Genomic DNA, 13,920 nt, shown 5'->3' with positions numbered 1-13,920 from the left:
GGACACATCCGGGAGAAGTTCGCGGGCCTTAAGCAAGCGGACTTCTCTTTTTTTGCCCGTACCTAAGCGTACGGCACGAAAGGAGGAACAACTTGTGAACGAAGCGGGAGCTTGTATCGTTCAGCGCGATTTAACCGTGCTGCTGGAGAAGGAGCATCCGGGTTTTGCAGCCGCTCGGGAGATATTGTCCGCGTTTGCCGAATTGGTGAAAAGCCCTGCTGTTTATCATACATACCGGATTACTCCGCTTACTTTATGGAATGCCGCGGCCGGCGGACTGGACGCGGAGGCGGTCATCGGGCGGCTGCGCTCGGTGGCGCGCTGGGATTTGCCCGCAGGCGCCGCCCTCGACATCCGCAAATGGATGTCCAGATACGGCGCTTTAAGGCTGTATCCCGTGATGGAAAATCCCGAACTGATCGAGCTGGAAAACCTGAGCCGGGAAGACGGCTTGCTGGATGAACTCATCGGCCAGGTTGCGCTTCCGGGCGGGAAGCCGTCGTCGGCCGGCGCCCGCAGGGTGCGGCTGGAGGCAAAGTACCGCGGGCCGCTTAAGCGGGAGTTGGCCCGGCTCGGTTATCCCGTTTTGGACGAAGCCGGATACCACAGCGGAAGGGCGATGAGCTTTACGCTATGTCCATCGCTGCCGGATGGCAGGCCGTTTCGGCTGAGACCTTACCAGTTTGGGGCGGTTGAGGCTTTTGCGGGGCACAAAGGGGACGGCGGAAGCGGCGTTGTCGTCCTGCCTTGCGGAGCGGGAAAAACCGTGGTCGGGCTGGCGGCGATGGCGCGGTTTCAGTGCGAAACGCTGATTTTGACTTCCAACGTTACTTCGGTGCGCCAGTGGATTTCCGAAGTTATCAACAAAACGACCCTGTCTCCCGAAGCGGTCGGGGAATATTCGGGGGAGAAAAAGCAGGTGAAGCCCGTCACCGTCTCAACTTATCAAATATTGACCCACCGGAACCGGAAGGAGGAGGGCTTCAAGCATATGTCGCTTTTCAACGAACGGGATTGGGGCTTGATTATTTACGATGAAGTTCATCTTCTTCCGGCCCCGATTTTCCGGGCGACCGCCGAGATACAGGCGACCCGCAGGCTCGGGCTTACCGCTACGCTGGTCCGCGAGGACGGCTGCGAACGCGACGTGTTTTCGCTGATCGGGCCGAAGCGGTACGACGTGCCGTGGAGAGATCTGGAGGAAACCGGGTTTATCGCCCGCGTCGATTGCCAGGAGATCCGCGTGCCGATGCAAGGCGATTATCAGGAAAAATACGCCCGGGCCGAAGGGAAGGAAAAATTCCGCATGGCCGCGGAAAACCCGGAGAAATTGGCCGTTATAAAGCAACTGCTTGAGCGGCATGGGGATCGGCAAATTTTGATCATCGGGCAGTACCTGGAACAATTGAAACGCATAGCCGCCGAACTCGGCGTTCCCCTCATTACCGGCAGCATGCCGCAAACGGAACGGAGCAAGCTGTTTGGGGCGTTTCGTCAAGGGGAGCTTCCCGTCCTGGCCGTCTCCAAGGTGGCCAATTTCGCCGTCGATCTGCCCGATGCTTCCGTGGCCATCCAAATTTCCGGAAGCTTCGGCTCGCGCCAGGAAGAGGCCCAGCGGCTCGGGCGGATTTTGCGCCCGAAAAGCGACGGCGTCCGCGCCTACTTCTACACGCTTGTGTCGGAGAATACGCGCGAGCAGGATTTCGCCCTGCGCCGCCAGTTGTTCCTGCTGGAGCAGGGCTACGAATACGCCGTGCGGCGGGAGCGGGAGGTGTTTGAAGCATGACGGGTCCACAAGCGAATCATTCGGCGGCCTGGAATGGCGATGCCAAGCAGCCGCCGCTGCCTTCGTCCGCGGAGCGGGCGCTGCGCTTATTGTTTTACCGATTTGCCGGGCAGCCGTTTAAGCTGGAGCAGGTTGATTCGGCGGCCGCGGGCGGCGTATCGGGAGCGGAGCTGCGCGCGGCGATGCCGGCATTATTGCGCCGGGGCGATATCAAGGCCGTTCGCAAAGCTTGGGGCGAGAGGTTGTATTATTTGCCGTTGGACATGTCTTTGCAGCGGCAGCGCGTGTGGGGGTATCCGGCCTTGAAACCGCTGTCCGGGGGACCGGCCAGGTTGCTGCGGGAAGCCAAAGCCGGACTTGCGTTCGACCTGTTCCGGGCGCTAACCTATATCGCCGGAAACGGCTTGAAGTTGACGGCCAAAGGAACGATCCACCAAAAGGAGCTCGGCAAGCTGACGGGCCGCCTGCTGCTGGCCGAACGGGATGTGGCCGGCCTGGGACTAAAGTATCCGCATGCCGACGTGTATTCGCCGCAGCTGGCCGTTGTGCTTGACCTGCTGCAGGCGCTGGGGCTGATCGCCAAAGAGCGGGCGGCTTGGCGCCTGAACGACCGGGCGCTGGCGGCCTGGCTCGCTTTGGACGTCACATCGATGAATCGGGTGCTGATTCGCCACGCCCTGCAGCGCTACGTTCCGGCGGAGCCGGGGACGGCGCATGTTGTTTTGCGCCTGGCCGCAGCGGATTTGCAGGCGGGGGAGTGGTATTCGCTTGAGGAGCTGCTGGGCACGCTGCTGGATCAGGGAATACTGGCCGGCCCGCTTCCCCGCGAACGCCAGGATTGGATCGGCAGCTGGCTGGAGGCGTGCGCGGGCTTTGGCTGGCTGGATCTCGGGGAAGATCCGGAAGACGGTCTCATGTTTCGCTGGCGGGTCGGGCGGGACGAGCCCGCTGCTTCATATGAAGGCACGGCGTATGAACCGAAGGCTGCTCCGGGAAAAATCATCGTCCAGCCCGATTTTGAAATTCTCGTGCCGCCGGACGTCGCTTTTTCGGTGCGGTTCGAGCTTGAAGCCTGCTGTGAGCACGTTGCGACGGATGTAATGAGCGTGTACCGGTTGACCCGGGCGAGCGTCGAAGGGGCGTCCCGCTACGGCCGCACACCGGAGGAGGTGTCCGCCTTCTTGACCGGGCATGCCGCCTTCGTCCCGGAGCCGGTGCTGAATGCGCTCGAGCAGTGGGGAAGTGAAATCGGCCGGACGTCGTTTGCCGAAGTGCTGCTGCTGCGCTGTGCCGACGCCGGCGCGGCCGACAGAATCGCTTCGCTTTCCGCGCTGCATGGCACGGTTGAGCGGATCGGGCCGCTGGATTTTATCGTTAACGCGGAGCGTGAGGCGGAGGTGCGGAAGGCGCTGGCGGCCGAACGGCTCGCGCCGCCGGGCCGCCGGTCTGCCGAGGCGGAGCCGGATTATCCGCGGCTGACGGGCCGGAATTCCCCGCCTGCGGATGCCTCCGTTTTCGGCTGGCTGGAGGGAACGGGCGGACAAGGCTGGATTTACCAAGGAACGGATTTGCATTTTTACGAGCCTAATGACGAGCTTCCCGACGACGGACAGCTTTTCCCCGGACTTCGGGAGCTGCCGCCGATCTGGTGGAAGGAACTGAGAGCCTACCACCATTCAACGGCACGCCAAATCATCGCCCAGGCAAAAGGCTGGCAAACGAAGATCGCCTTGCAAATCGGCGGGGAAACGGTTCTCTGCCTGCCTCTGGAACTGCGCGGCGATGAGGAATGGAGCGTCAAGGTTCGCACGTTTCCCTCCCCTTCGGGAGAGGGGCGGGGCGAGGAAAGCGAGCTGTGGCTGTCCCCCGGGGACTGGCGGGCCATGCGGCTGATCTTGCCCGAAATTGCCCGGTAAAGCGGGGATTAGAAGGATGAACCTCTTCTTCTTATTGCCGGATTATGATATGATTATGTCGTCTACCTCGGGTGGATAATAAGAAGCAGAATCGAGTTGAAAATTCATGAGCGTAATCGAGAGGAACACGGTCGATATGGCCGCCGTGCTGACATACGCCTATGAATTGGGCGATATGATAAATAACTCGCACGCCGTGTCCGAATATTTATATTGGAAGCGCCGCGTGGAGGAAGATGCCGAGATTCAGGCATTGGTCAAGAAGCTGGATTCACAGAAAGAGCTCTTCCGGGAAACGGAACGCTTCGGCCATTTTCATCCCAACTACCATGAAGCCAAAGACAAAGTGGCTGCGGTGGAGAAGGAACTGGAGCGGTTTGAGGCCGTCCGCAAATTCAAAGCGGCCGAAAACGAGCTCGACGACATCCTGCACGAGATGTCGGAAACGATCGCTTATGCCGTCTCGGACAGCATCAAGGTGCCGAGCAACGATCCGAACCCGAAAGGCGGCGGATGCGGAAGCGGCGGCAAGTGCAGCTGCGGTTAAGCGGCCGATGCCGCCATTAAATTCGAAGCGCGGCCCAGCTGAGCTAATGGACAGCCCGGGGCCGCGAAAATTGCAAACGTACCCGGGAGGAGGGGAATGATGTTTCCGGAGCGTACAGGCTATATTATTTGGGTCAGCGATTTAAAGGCGGCCAGAAATTTGGAGAAATACGGGAGCGTGCACTATTTGTCCCGGCGTATGCATTATGTGGTCATGTATGTGGACGCGGACCGCGCCGAAGACATTATGCGCAACATCCGCAAGCTCTCCTATGTCCGCAAAATCGAACGATCATACCGCGGTGAAATCAAAACGGAATACAGCAAAGATGTTCCGGATAAAACCCGGTATTACGGATTATAGGGACAATAAGCGTCAAAGCGCCAGGCAGCTGATAAAGATAGCGGCCTGACGCTTTTTTTTGAGTTATGCCGGGTATCGGCATTGTCACTTGGATTCAGAGCAAAAGTTTTTCTTACTGCGCCCGGCAGCCCGCATCGCGGTTCTGCATATTATCGGAGGCGGAAGCCTATTGCAAAATCGAATACAATAATGGATGCGTCATGTTGTCGATGCCGAAAATAGGTCTAAAGAATCTGTATTTACTTTTTTCACTATATACGAGCGCTAGTCTTGTAGAAAAATTAGCGATCATGTAATATAATTAGGTACAAATACTTAGTCAAAAAGACCTATATCGTTTCATAAGTCCGGTTGATTCTAAAGAAATTTGCTGGCAAAGAGGCTTATGAACAATGAAATTGTCTGTTAGTTTGTTGAACAAGCCTATGAAATGTGAGGTGCGGCATGAGAGATAGGGCGACAGAACGCTGGGGAACCTATGAAGCTTTCCATATTATTTTAGGGGACAAAAGAGTAGCGGACATCGTGGTGACGAACCACGCCAAAAGCAGATATCACGACCGCATCAACCGGGAAAACATCGGTTACGAGCAAATTGCCGGATGGGCATGGGAATGCTTGAAGCAAGGGCGGATCACTCCATACTACCGGAAGGAAGAGGACGTCTATTTGATTGACGACGATTTGGTCATGGTCGCCGAATTTACGGAAATTCCGGGCGAATTCGATTTGGCCGGCCGACCGCTGCACCGGATGATTATCGTCACGTTCCTCGGAAGGATGTCGGAGACGATTGAATTGCGCGATTTGAAATCCTACTATTCCTGGCTGCGCCACTCCCGGCGGATGACGTTGATCAAGAACAGCCGCAAACGCAGATAAGCGGCGTCATACGGATGGAGACTGGACGTAAAGCGAGGTTCGGCATGCCCAAGCGGCATGCTTTTTTTGTTGGCTTGAACATGCTATTGTAGGGATAAAGAAAGGGGAATAGCGGACGATGGCGTTGAACTACCACCAGCTCCACATTTTTTACACGGTCGCGGAGCGGGGAAGCTTTTCGGCGGCGGCCCAAGCGCTCCATATGACGCAGCCGGCGGTAACGATGCAAATCCAAGCGCTGGAGGATTATTTCGGCTGCAAGCTGCTGGTCAGATCGACGAAAAAAATCGAGCTGACGGAAGCGGGACAGACGCTGCTTCCGTTTGCCCGGAAAAGCGTCGAGATGATCCGGGAAACCGAGCAGGCGATGTCGCGGTATACTTCGATGCTGGAGGGCAGGCTTCAACTCGGGGCGAGCCTGACGATCGGCGAATACGTGCTGCCGCGGCTGCTGGGTCCTTTTGGGCAGCGGTATCCGCACATTTCGATTGTAATGAAAGTGATGAATACGACGCAAATTATCGAGGAGATCGTAGGCCATCAGCTCAATTTCGGGCTTGTCGAGGCGCCCGTCCAGCACCCGGATATGGTATCGGAGCCGGTCATGGAGGATGAACTGAAGCTGATCGTTCCGGCGGGGCACCCGCTGTCCGGCAAAAAGACGGCGACGCTGGAGGAGGTTGTTTCTTATCCGTTTGTGCTCCGGGAAAAAGGCTCCGGGACGCGCCAGGTGATGGAAGCCGAATTTAAGCGCCGCGGAGTCGAAATGAGCCGGGTCCAAACGGTTATGGAGCTTGGCAGTACGGGAGCGGTCAAATCGGCGGTCGAAGCGGGAATCGGGATTACGATCATCTCCCCGTCTTCCGTCAAGCATGAACAGGCGCTTGGCCTGATGGAGGCGCTCGACATTGACGGCGTTTCTTTTAAGCGGAAATTTTATTCGATCCACTTGAAATCGACGCTGCTGCCGGTCAGCGCGGTGACGTTTCTGACTTTCTTACGGGAGTACGGGGGATAAAAAAGACAGCAAAGGATGTGGATGGATGACACAGGAACGGCAAACAGGGGAAGGACGGTTTGATTTACATACGCACACGCGGGCTTCGGACGGCATGAACGCTCCGGCGGAAAACGTCAGGCTGGCCAAGGAGAAAGGCCTGGCGGGCCTGGCGATCACCGACCACGACACCGTGGCCGGCATCGCGGAAGCCCGGGAAGCGGGGGGACGGCTCGGGGTAGCCGTTGTCCCGGGGGTCGAGATCAGCACGCGGGCCGGGGGCAAGGACATCCATGTGCTCGGCTACTTTCTGAACGACCGGGACGAATTGCTGCTGGAAAGGCTTGAGCGGTTGCGGGCGGTACGCCAAGAACGGAACGAAAAAATTATCGCCAAGCTGCAACAGCTCGGCATTCCGATCACGCTGGAGGAGGTAAAGCGCGGGCTGTCGCGGCCGCTTCGGCCGGATGAAAGCCTGGGGCGGCCGCATATCGCCGACGCGCTTGTCCGCAAGGGGGCCGCGAAGGACATGCGCGACGCATTCGACCGCTATTTGGCGGAGGGGAAACCCGGGTATGCGTCCCAGCCAAGAATCGCCCCCGAGGAAGCGATGGAGTGGATCCGCGAGGCCGGCGGAGCGCCGGTGCTGGCTCATCCGGGCTTGTACGGCGACGACGATCTGGTACGGGCGATTCTGGAGCGCGGGAAACCCGCGGGCATTGAAGTTTACCATTCCGATCACGGTCGGGACGAGGAAAGGCGATATATAGCGATGGCCGAACAATTCGGGCTGATCGCCACGGGCGGCTCGGATTACCACGGCGTCCGCCAGGGCGTGGTGTTCCACGGCGATCTCGGCGGCCGCACCGCCCCGCCGGGGACGGTGGAGCGGCTTAAAAGAGCGGCCCGGGCCGCCTGGACGGAATAAAGGCAAATACGAAAGCTGCCCCAGAGGTCCACATGGACTTTTAGGGCAGCTTTTTTTGCACGGTTTACCCGGATGCGCCGTATTGAAAGGCTAACCGTTTTTGACGGAGCCCGGCAGAGCCTTGATCAGCTGCTCGTCGGGCGTGACGAACAATGTCCGCTGATGGTCGTAAATGACGAAACCGGGCTTCGCTCCGCTCGGCTTGCGCACGTAGCGGATCAGGGTGCAGTCGACCGGCACGCTGCTGGATTGTTTGGCCTGGCTGAAATACGCGGCCAGTTGGGCCGCTTCATTTAAAGTAGCCTCCCCGTAGCTGTCGCTGCGGATCAGCACATGCGAGCCCGGAATATCCTTCGTATGCAGCCAGGTGTCGTTCGGTTTGCCCAGCCGGTTGGTGATGTACTCGTTTTGCAGATTGTTTTTGCCGACGTAAATTTCGACGCCTTCCGAGGACGTGTAGACGTGCAGCGTCGGGCGATCGCCCTTTTTCTTCTTTTTGCCGCCCTTTTTCCCCCGGTCCCGCAAATACCCCTGCCCGGTCAACTCCTCGCGGATTTCGTCGATATCGCTTAACGTGGCGTCGTCCAGCTGCTGCAGCAGCCCTTCGAGATAAGCGATTTCCTCCCCGGCCAGCTTCATCTGCTCGTGAATGACGGCAAGGCTGTTTTTGAATTTATTGTATTTCTTAAAATACCGCTGGGCGTTCTCCGAAGGGCTGAGCAGCGGGTCGAGCGGAATCGTTTCGGTTTTCTGCTCCTCGTCGTAATAGTTGACCAGCTCCACGGAGCGGTCGCCTTTGCGGATCGCATGCAGGGAAGGCAGCAGCAGCTCGCCCCAGATCCGGTAGCGTTCGGCGTCCTCGGCTTCGTTTAAGTCTTTTTCCAGATTGGCCAGCTTTTTGATGTTTTTGTTCCGTTCGTTTTGCAAAAAGCGCAGCAGGTCGCCCGTCTTCTGCTTGACGGTGTCGCGCAGCGCCTTGTCGCCGTAATAGTCCTCCATGCATTCGCTGATCGACTTGTAGGTGCGCAGCCCGCTGTGGATTTGCGTCAGCCGGATTGCGGAAAACACGTTTTTTCCTTTGGCGGTTTCGCCCGTCACCGGGGTGTAGGCATGGCTACGGACTGCTTCCATCAGCGCGGAAAAGGCTTGCCACAGCCGCTCGGCAGGGTCAAGATCAAGTCCGCTTTGTTCCTTATCGGGTCCGGTCAGACCTGCGCGGGCGTAAATTTCCCCGGCGATCAGCGGGCTTAATCCGTTATAGGACTCGACCAGCCAGCCGCTGCTTTTTCCGGCCTGCTCCGCCTTCCGGTATGCCGCCAAAAACCCGGCGCGCTCCGCGCCCAGCGGGTCGAGCTTATGCTGCTCGGGCGGGGTGGTGTAGGCGAAGCCGGGCATGACGACGCGGTAGCCGCTGATGGCCGGCGTCACATGGTGGATTCCGTCAAGCTGCACCCCTGTCGCCGGATCGACGAGAATGATGTTGCTGTGCCGGCCCATCAGTTCGATAATGATCCGCTTCAGCGACAGATCGCCAAGCTCGTCGCGCGTGCGGACATCGATATGAATGATCCGCTCCATGCCGACCTGGCTGATCGCTTCGATGGTTCCGCCTTCAAAATGCTTGCGCAGCAGCATGCAGAACATCGGGGCTTCCAGCGGATTCGGAAACGAGCTTTCCGTAAAATGAACGCGCGGATACGTCGGATTCGCCGACAGCAGCAGGCGCCGGTTGCCACCCTGCGTACGCAGGGCCAACACGATGTCGCTGGCCGCGGGCTGGTGTATTTTATTGATGCGCCCTCCTATGCAAACTTGCAGTTCATGAACGAGCGCACGGGTTACAATACCGTCAAGTGCCATAATTGTGTAATCTCCTGTCTAAAGGTAGTTCAAAAAGTCATCTTTTGAAGATTTAAGAATGAACAGTCACCAAGCGTGTCTTCCTTAAATCGCAAGAAAAACTTCAGCTTAGGGCGGTCTGTCTTCTTTGAATGTTCGTCGATAGAGTTTTTCTTATCACGAAGCGGTTCATGAAGAGGATTCGACGTCGAATCTTGAATTCAGCCGGGCCTTCCGTTGCTCACGTACCCAAAACGTACGCTCCGCTCCTTACGTCCCTAGCTTCACCCAACCTTCTCGGTGCTGAAAACCTGACTTTTTGAACACGGATTTTAATAAGACGCCTCTTCTATGATGCCATACTTCGGGCAAAAACTTAAGGGCTCCGCTGTGATAATTTGGGACTGGCCGGAATACATTTACCCTAGGTGGAAAAGCCTTCACGCGGAAACTGCATTAAAAACGGAAGGGGAATAGGGGATGGAACAAAAAAACTGGCACCAGTGGAGTGCTGAAGCGCTTTTGGAACGGTTTGGCGTCACGCGTGATCAGGGGTTGTCCGACGAGGAAGCGCGGCGAAGACGCGAGGAGAGCGGCTGGAACGAGCTCGAAGAAGGGAAGCGGATCTCCCCGATCCTGTTGTTTCTCAATCAGTTCAAGGATTTTATGATGCTGGTGCTGATGGGCGCCACGCTGATCTCGGGATTTCTCGGTGAATATTTGGATGCCGTGACGATTATAGCCATCATTATTTTGAACGGGGTGCTGGGGTTCATCCAGGAATTCCGGGCGGAGCGCTCCCTGCGCGCGCTAAAGCAGCTGTCCGCGCCGCACGCCAACGTGTTAAGGGAGGGAACCGTAAAGCATGTGCCGGCCCGGGAACTCGTTCCCGGGGACATCGTCGTGCTGGAGAGCGGCGACCGGATTCCCGCGGATATCCGCTGGCTGTCCACGAACAGCCTGGACGTGGAGGAATCCGCCCTGACGGGCGAATCGCATCCGGTCGGCAAGCATGCAGGGGTCTTAAGCGAAAGCGAAGTGCCGCTCGGCGACCAGAAAAACATCGGCTTTATGGGAACGATGATTACGCGCGGCACCGGGCGGGGCATCGTCATCCGGACGGGCATGGGCACCGAGATGGGGAAAATCGCCGACCTGATCCAAAATACCGAGGTTCAGGAAACGCCGCTGCAGCGGCGGCTTGAGCAGCTCGGGAAAATTTTGATCTACATGGCGCTTGGCCTGACCGTGCTTGTAGTGCTGGTGGGCATTTTGCAGGGGCAGCCGGCCAGCGGGATGTTTTTTGCCGGGGTCAGTCTGGCGGTCGCCGCGATTCCCGAAGGTCTGCCCGCCATCGTCACGATCGCCCTGGCGCTCGGCGTGCAGCGCATGATCAAACGCAAGGCGATCGTCCGCAAGCTGCCTTCGGTGGAGACGCTCGGCTGCGCATCGGTCATTTGCTCGGATAAAACCGGCACGCTGACGCAAAACAAAATGACCGTCACCCGCCTTTGGCTGGAGGGCCGTTCCCTGGAGGTCACCGGCGAAGGCTACGAGCCGGTCGGCAACATCCTCGAGGGCGGCAGCCCGGTCGATTTGCGCCAGGATCAAAGCCTGCGCCGGCTGCTGCAAATCAGCGCGCTGTGCAGCAACGCCGTCATTTATGAGGATGATCCGGAACAACGCGGCCGGCGGAAGACGAAGGACGAAGCGGCTGCGGGTCCCGTTTGGAAATTAAAAGGCGACCCGACCGAGGGGGCCTTGGTCACGCTGGCTTCAAAAATGGGCTTGTCCCCGGCTTCCTTAAGCGGCATGTATGCGCGCGAGCGGGAATTTCCGTTCGATTCGAAGAGAAAGCGGATGTCCGTGATCGTCTCCCATCAAGGCGGCAAAATGGCGTTGGTGAAAGGCGCGCCGGATATGCTGCTGGAGCGCTGCTCCTATATTTTGTGGGAAGGGAAAGTGGTGCCTTTTACCGGGACGTTCCGCCAGAAGGTGCAGGCCGCCAACGAAAAGATGGCCCGCGGCGCGCTGCGCGTGCTCGGCATGGCGTACCGGGAGTTAAGACCTCATGAAGGGGCCGATGACGAGGACGGCGCGGAATCGCAGCTGATTTTCGTCGGCTTGACGGGCATGATCGATCCGCCGCGGCGCGAAGCGCGGGACGCCATCAACGTATGCCGCAAGGCGGGCATCAAAACGGTGATGATCACCGGGGACCATGGGCTCACCGCCGAAGCGATCGCTTCCGATCTCGGCATTTTGCCGCGCGGCGGCTCCGCGATGTCGGGCCAGCAGTTGGAAGGGCTGAGCGACGAAGAACTCGACCGCCAGGTAGAAAACATCTACGTGTACTCCCGGGTTTCCCCGGAACATAAGCTGCGGATCGTCAAAGCGCTGCAGCGCAGAGGCCATGTCGTGGCCATGACCGGCGACGGCGTCAACGACGCCCCGGCGATCAAGGCGGCCGATATCGGCATCGCGATGGGCATGACCGGAACCGATGTATCCAAAGAGGCTTCATCCTTGATTCTTAGCGACGACAACTTTACGTCGATCGTGGCCGCGATCGAGGAGGGCCGGAACATTTACGAAAACATCCGCAAGTTCATCCGGTATTTGCTGGCGTCCAATGTCGGGGAAATTTTGACGATGTTTTTCGCTATGCTGGCCGGGCTGCCGCTGCCGCTGCTGCCGATCCAGATTTTGTGGGTGAACCTCGTCACCGACGGCCTGCCGGCGATGGCGCTCGGCGTCGACCAGCCGGAGAAAGATTTGATGGAGCATAAGCCGCGCGGGGCGAACGAAAATATCTTTGCCCGGCGTCTGGGCTGGAAAATCATCAGCCGCGGCGTGCTGATCGGCGTGTGTACGCTGGGCGCCTTCTGGCTGACGCTGCAATACGCGCCGGACGATCCGGGCCAGTTGGCCAAAGCGCAATCGGTCGCTTTCGCTACCCTGGTTATGGCGCAGCTGATTCACGTGTTCGATTGCCGCAGCTCGCGTTCGATTTTTCACCGCAACATTTTGCAAAACAAATATCTTGTGTTTGCGGTGTTGTCCTCCATCATTTTGATGCTTGGCGTTATGTACATCGAACCGCTGCAGCCGATCTTTAAGACGGTTCCGCTCGGCACGAGAGAATGGGCGATTACGCTGGTGGCCGCCGGCATTCCCACGTTCCTGATGGGCGCGGGCAGCGTCTGGTCCGGCAACCGCAAGCGCCGCGGCTTCAGCGGTCCGCGTCCGCTGGGAACCGCGAAAAGTACAAATATTCGTGCATAAAATCAATACCTTTTCCGGCCGTCAAACTTTAGACTAACCCCATAGGCAAGCTTTGTCGCAAGGGATGCGTTTCCCTTGATATATATTGACGATGCAGGAGTGGGGTTAAGATGGAATTTACGAAAATGCATGGACTGGGCAACGATTTCCTCGTTTTTTACGGGCATACGGAGCTGCCTGAAAATGTATCCGAGCTGGCGGTAAAATGGTGCGACCGGTATTTCGGGGCCGGCGGGGACGGGCTCGTGTTTATCCTTCCGTCGGAGAAGGCCGATTTCAAAATGCGGATCATCAACTCGGACGGTACGGAAGCCGAGCAGTGCGGCAATGCGATCCGCTGCGTGTCCAAGTACGTATACGACAACGGCTTGGTTGATAAAGAGAACGTGACGATCGAAACGCTCGGCGCGGGCGTGCAGCAGGTCAGCCTGCAGGTGGAGAACGGGGCCGTCAAAACGGTGCGCGTCGATATGGGCGAACCGATTTTGGACGGCCTGGCCGTTCCGACCACGCTGGAGGACAGCCCGGTGCTGAACCGGCCGATCGAGGCGGGAGGGCGCGAGTTTTCCTTTACGGCCGTGTCGATGGGCAATCCGCATTGCGTCATTTACGTGGACGACGCCCCGAACTTCGATTTGACGACGTGGGGGCCGAAGCTTGAGGTGCATCCTTATTTTCCGCGTAAAATCAATGTCGAGTTTGCGACCGTGACGAGCCGGGACCGGGTGGAAATGCGCGTCTGGGAACGCGGAGCCGGGCCGACGCTCGCCTGCGGAACGGGGGCCTGCGCCACCTTGGTATCCTCCGTGCTGAACGGGCTGACGGACCGGGCGGCCTGGATCGGGCTGAAGGGCGGGGACCTGTTCATCGAATGGGATGAACGGGACAACCACGTATATATGACCGGCCCGGCGGAAGCGGTGTACAAGGGCAGCATAGAAATCTAACAGCCGTTTGGCCGACGTTGCGGCAGGCGGCAAACGAAGCCGGGACACCCGTGGTTGGGGGCTCCGGCTTTTTTTGGACGCAAGGCCGGCACCGGGATCGCGCTTTGCGGAGGCCAGAGGGACGGTGAAAAGGGTGAACGAGCAGGCGCTGGCGGATTTCCCGATCTGACTTTGCGGAGGTGAGGAGGGCGGTAAAAAGGCGCAGCCTGGAAACCGGGGTTGACAGCTTGACAGCTTGACAGTTTGACAGCCGGCTGCTGGATCGGCAAACCATCGGGCTCCAAAAAATAGCGGCACTTAAGAGCGGCGTTTAATAGCCGTACTTATAGCCGTACTTATAGCCGTACTTATAGCCGTGCTTAATAGCCGCACTTAATAGCCGCACTTAATAACGGCACTTTATGTACTTATTATCCGAAGCCTCCGCATG

10 protein-coding genes are annotated in these 13,920 nt (G+C 58.2%); 9 read left to right on the top strand and 1 reads right to left on the bottom strand.

Going from position 1 to position 13,920, the window contains the following annotated elements; all coding sequences use genetic code 11:
* The first annotated feature begins 94 nt into the window (after positions 1 to 94).
* The 7 genes from NYE69_RS23785 (at position 95) to NYE69_RS23755 (ending at position 7,419) form a co-directional block, all read left to right on the top strand.
* Positions 95 to 1,786, top strand: coding sequence for a DNA repair helicase XPB (locus tag NYE69_RS23785; RefSeq protein WP_340928156.1), 1,692 nt, complete (start codon positions 95 to 97; stop codon positions 1,784 to 1,786).
* Positions 1,783 to 3,702 carry a helicase-associated domain-containing protein gene (locus NYE69_RS23780; protein ID WP_340928155.1) on the top strand — a complete coding sequence of 640 codons (1,920 nt, stop codon included), beginning with the start codon at positions 1,783 to 1,785 and terminating at the stop codon, positions 3,700 to 3,702. Before NYE69_RS23785 ends, NYE69_RS23780 begins: the two co-directional genes overlap by 4 nt.
* A gap of 106 nt (positions 3,703 to 3,808) precedes the next feature.
* Positions 3,809 to 4,249 carry a YlbF family regulator gene (locus NYE69_RS23775; protein ID WP_124332972.1) on the top strand — a complete coding sequence of 147 codons (441 nt, stop codon included), beginning with the start codon at positions 3,809 to 3,811 and terminating at the stop codon, positions 4,247 to 4,249.
* Between the two features lie 99 nt (positions 4,250 to 4,348).
* Positions 4,349 to 4,612, top strand: a complete 264-nt coding sequence (locus NYE69_RS23770) for a YlbG family protein (protein ID WP_036621586.1) — start codon at positions 4,349 to 4,351, stop codon at positions 4,610 to 4,612.
* 444 nt (positions 4,613 to 5,056) lie between these two features.
* Positions 5,057 to 5,494 (top strand): hypothetical protein, encoded by a 438-nt coding sequence (locus NYE69_RS23765; protein ID WP_036621588.1) that lies wholly within the window; start codon positions 5,057 to 5,059, stop codon positions 5,492 to 5,494.
* Positions 5,495 to 5,612: 118 nt separating this feature from the next.
* Positions 5,613 to 6,512, top strand: a complete 900-nt coding sequence (locus tag NYE69_RS23760) for a selenium metabolism-associated LysR family transcriptional regulator (protein ID WP_124332970.1) — start codon at positions 5,613 to 5,615, stop codon at positions 6,510 to 6,512.
* 25 nt (positions 6,513 to 6,537) lie between these two features.
* Positions 6,538 to 7,419 carry a PHP domain-containing protein gene (locus NYE69_RS23755; RefSeq protein WP_340928153.1) on the top strand — a complete coding sequence of 294 codons (882 nt, stop codon included), beginning with the start codon at positions 6,538 to 6,540 and terminating at the stop codon, positions 7,417 to 7,419.
* Positions 7,420 to 7,509: 90 nt separating this feature from the next.
* Here the strand turns inward: NYE69_RS23755 and NYE69_RS23750 are convergent, their stop codons facing one another.
* Positions 7,510 to 9,279, bottom strand: coding sequence for an Rqc2 family fibronectin-binding protein (locus tag NYE69_RS23750; protein WP_340928152.1), 1,770 nt, complete (start codon positions 9,277 to 9,279; stop codon positions 7,510 to 7,512).
* Positions 9,280 to 9,738: 459 nt separating this feature from the next.
* Here NYE69_RS23750 and NYE69_RS23745 point away from each other — a divergent pair, with 459 nt between their 5' ends.
* Positions 9,739 to 12,543 carry a calcium-translocating P-type ATPase, SERCA-type gene (locus NYE69_RS23745; protein ID WP_340928151.1) on the top strand — a complete coding sequence of 935 codons (2,805 nt, stop codon included), beginning with the start codon at positions 9,739 to 9,741 and terminating at the stop codon, positions 12,541 to 12,543.
* Between the two features lie 110 nt (positions 12,544 to 12,653).
* Positions 12,654 to 13,490 (top strand): diaminopimelate epimerase, encoded by an 837-nt coding sequence (dapF, locus tag NYE69_RS23740; RefSeq protein WP_155619828.1) that lies wholly within the window; start codon positions 12,654 to 12,656, stop codon positions 13,488 to 13,490.
* Positions 13,491 to 13,920: the final 430 nt, after the last annotated feature.

The sequence above is a fragment of the Paenibacillus sp. FSL R5-0527 genome (assembly GCF_038008055.1).
Classification (GTDB): domain Bacteria; phylum Bacillota; class Bacilli; order Paenibacillales; family Paenibacillaceae; genus Fontibacillus; species Fontibacillus macerans.
Note: the sequence above shows the minus strand (reverse complement) of the source record. Positions and strands in the feature narration are given on the sequence as shown.

What these genes read in the sequence shown, in the direction of transcription:
- NYE69_RS23775 (WP_124332972.1), top strand. Translation starts at nt 3,809, where the DNA reads ATGAGCGTAATCGAGAGGAACACGGTCGATATGGCCGCCGTGCTGACA.
- NYE69_RS23770 (WP_036621586.1), top strand. Translation starts at nt 4,349, where the DNA reads ATGTTTCCGGAGCGTACAGGCTATATTATTTGGGTCAGCGATTTAAAG.
- NYE69_RS23760 (WP_124332970.1), top strand. Translation starts at nt 5,613, where the DNA reads ATGGCGTTGAACTACCACCAGCTCCACATTTTTTACACGGTCGCGGAG.
- NYE69_RS23755 (WP_340928153.1), top strand. Translation starts at nt 6,538, where the DNA reads ATGACACAGGAACGGCAAACAGGGGAAGGACGGTTTGATTTACATACG.
- NYE69_RS23780 (WP_340928155.1), top strand. Translation starts at nt 1,783, where the DNA reads ATGACGGGTCCACAAGCGAATCATTCGGCGGCCTGGAATGGCGATGCC.
- NYE69_RS23765 (WP_036621588.1), top strand. Translation starts at nt 5,057, where the DNA reads ATGAGAGATAGGGCGACAGAACGCTGGGGAACCTATGAAGCTTTCCAT.
- NYE69_RS23750 (WP_340928152.1), bottom strand. Translation starts at nt 9,279, where the DNA reads ATGGCACTTGACGGTATTGTAACCCGTGCGCTCGTTCATGAACTGCAA.
- NYE69_RS23745 (WP_340928151.1), top strand. Translation starts at nt 9,739, where the DNA reads ATGGAACAAAAAAACTGGCACCAGTGGAGTGCTGAAGCGCTTTTGGAA.
- dapF (WP_155619828.1), top strand. Translation starts at nt 12,654, where the DNA reads ATGGAATTTACGAAAATGCATGGACTGGGCAACGATTTCCTCGTTTTT.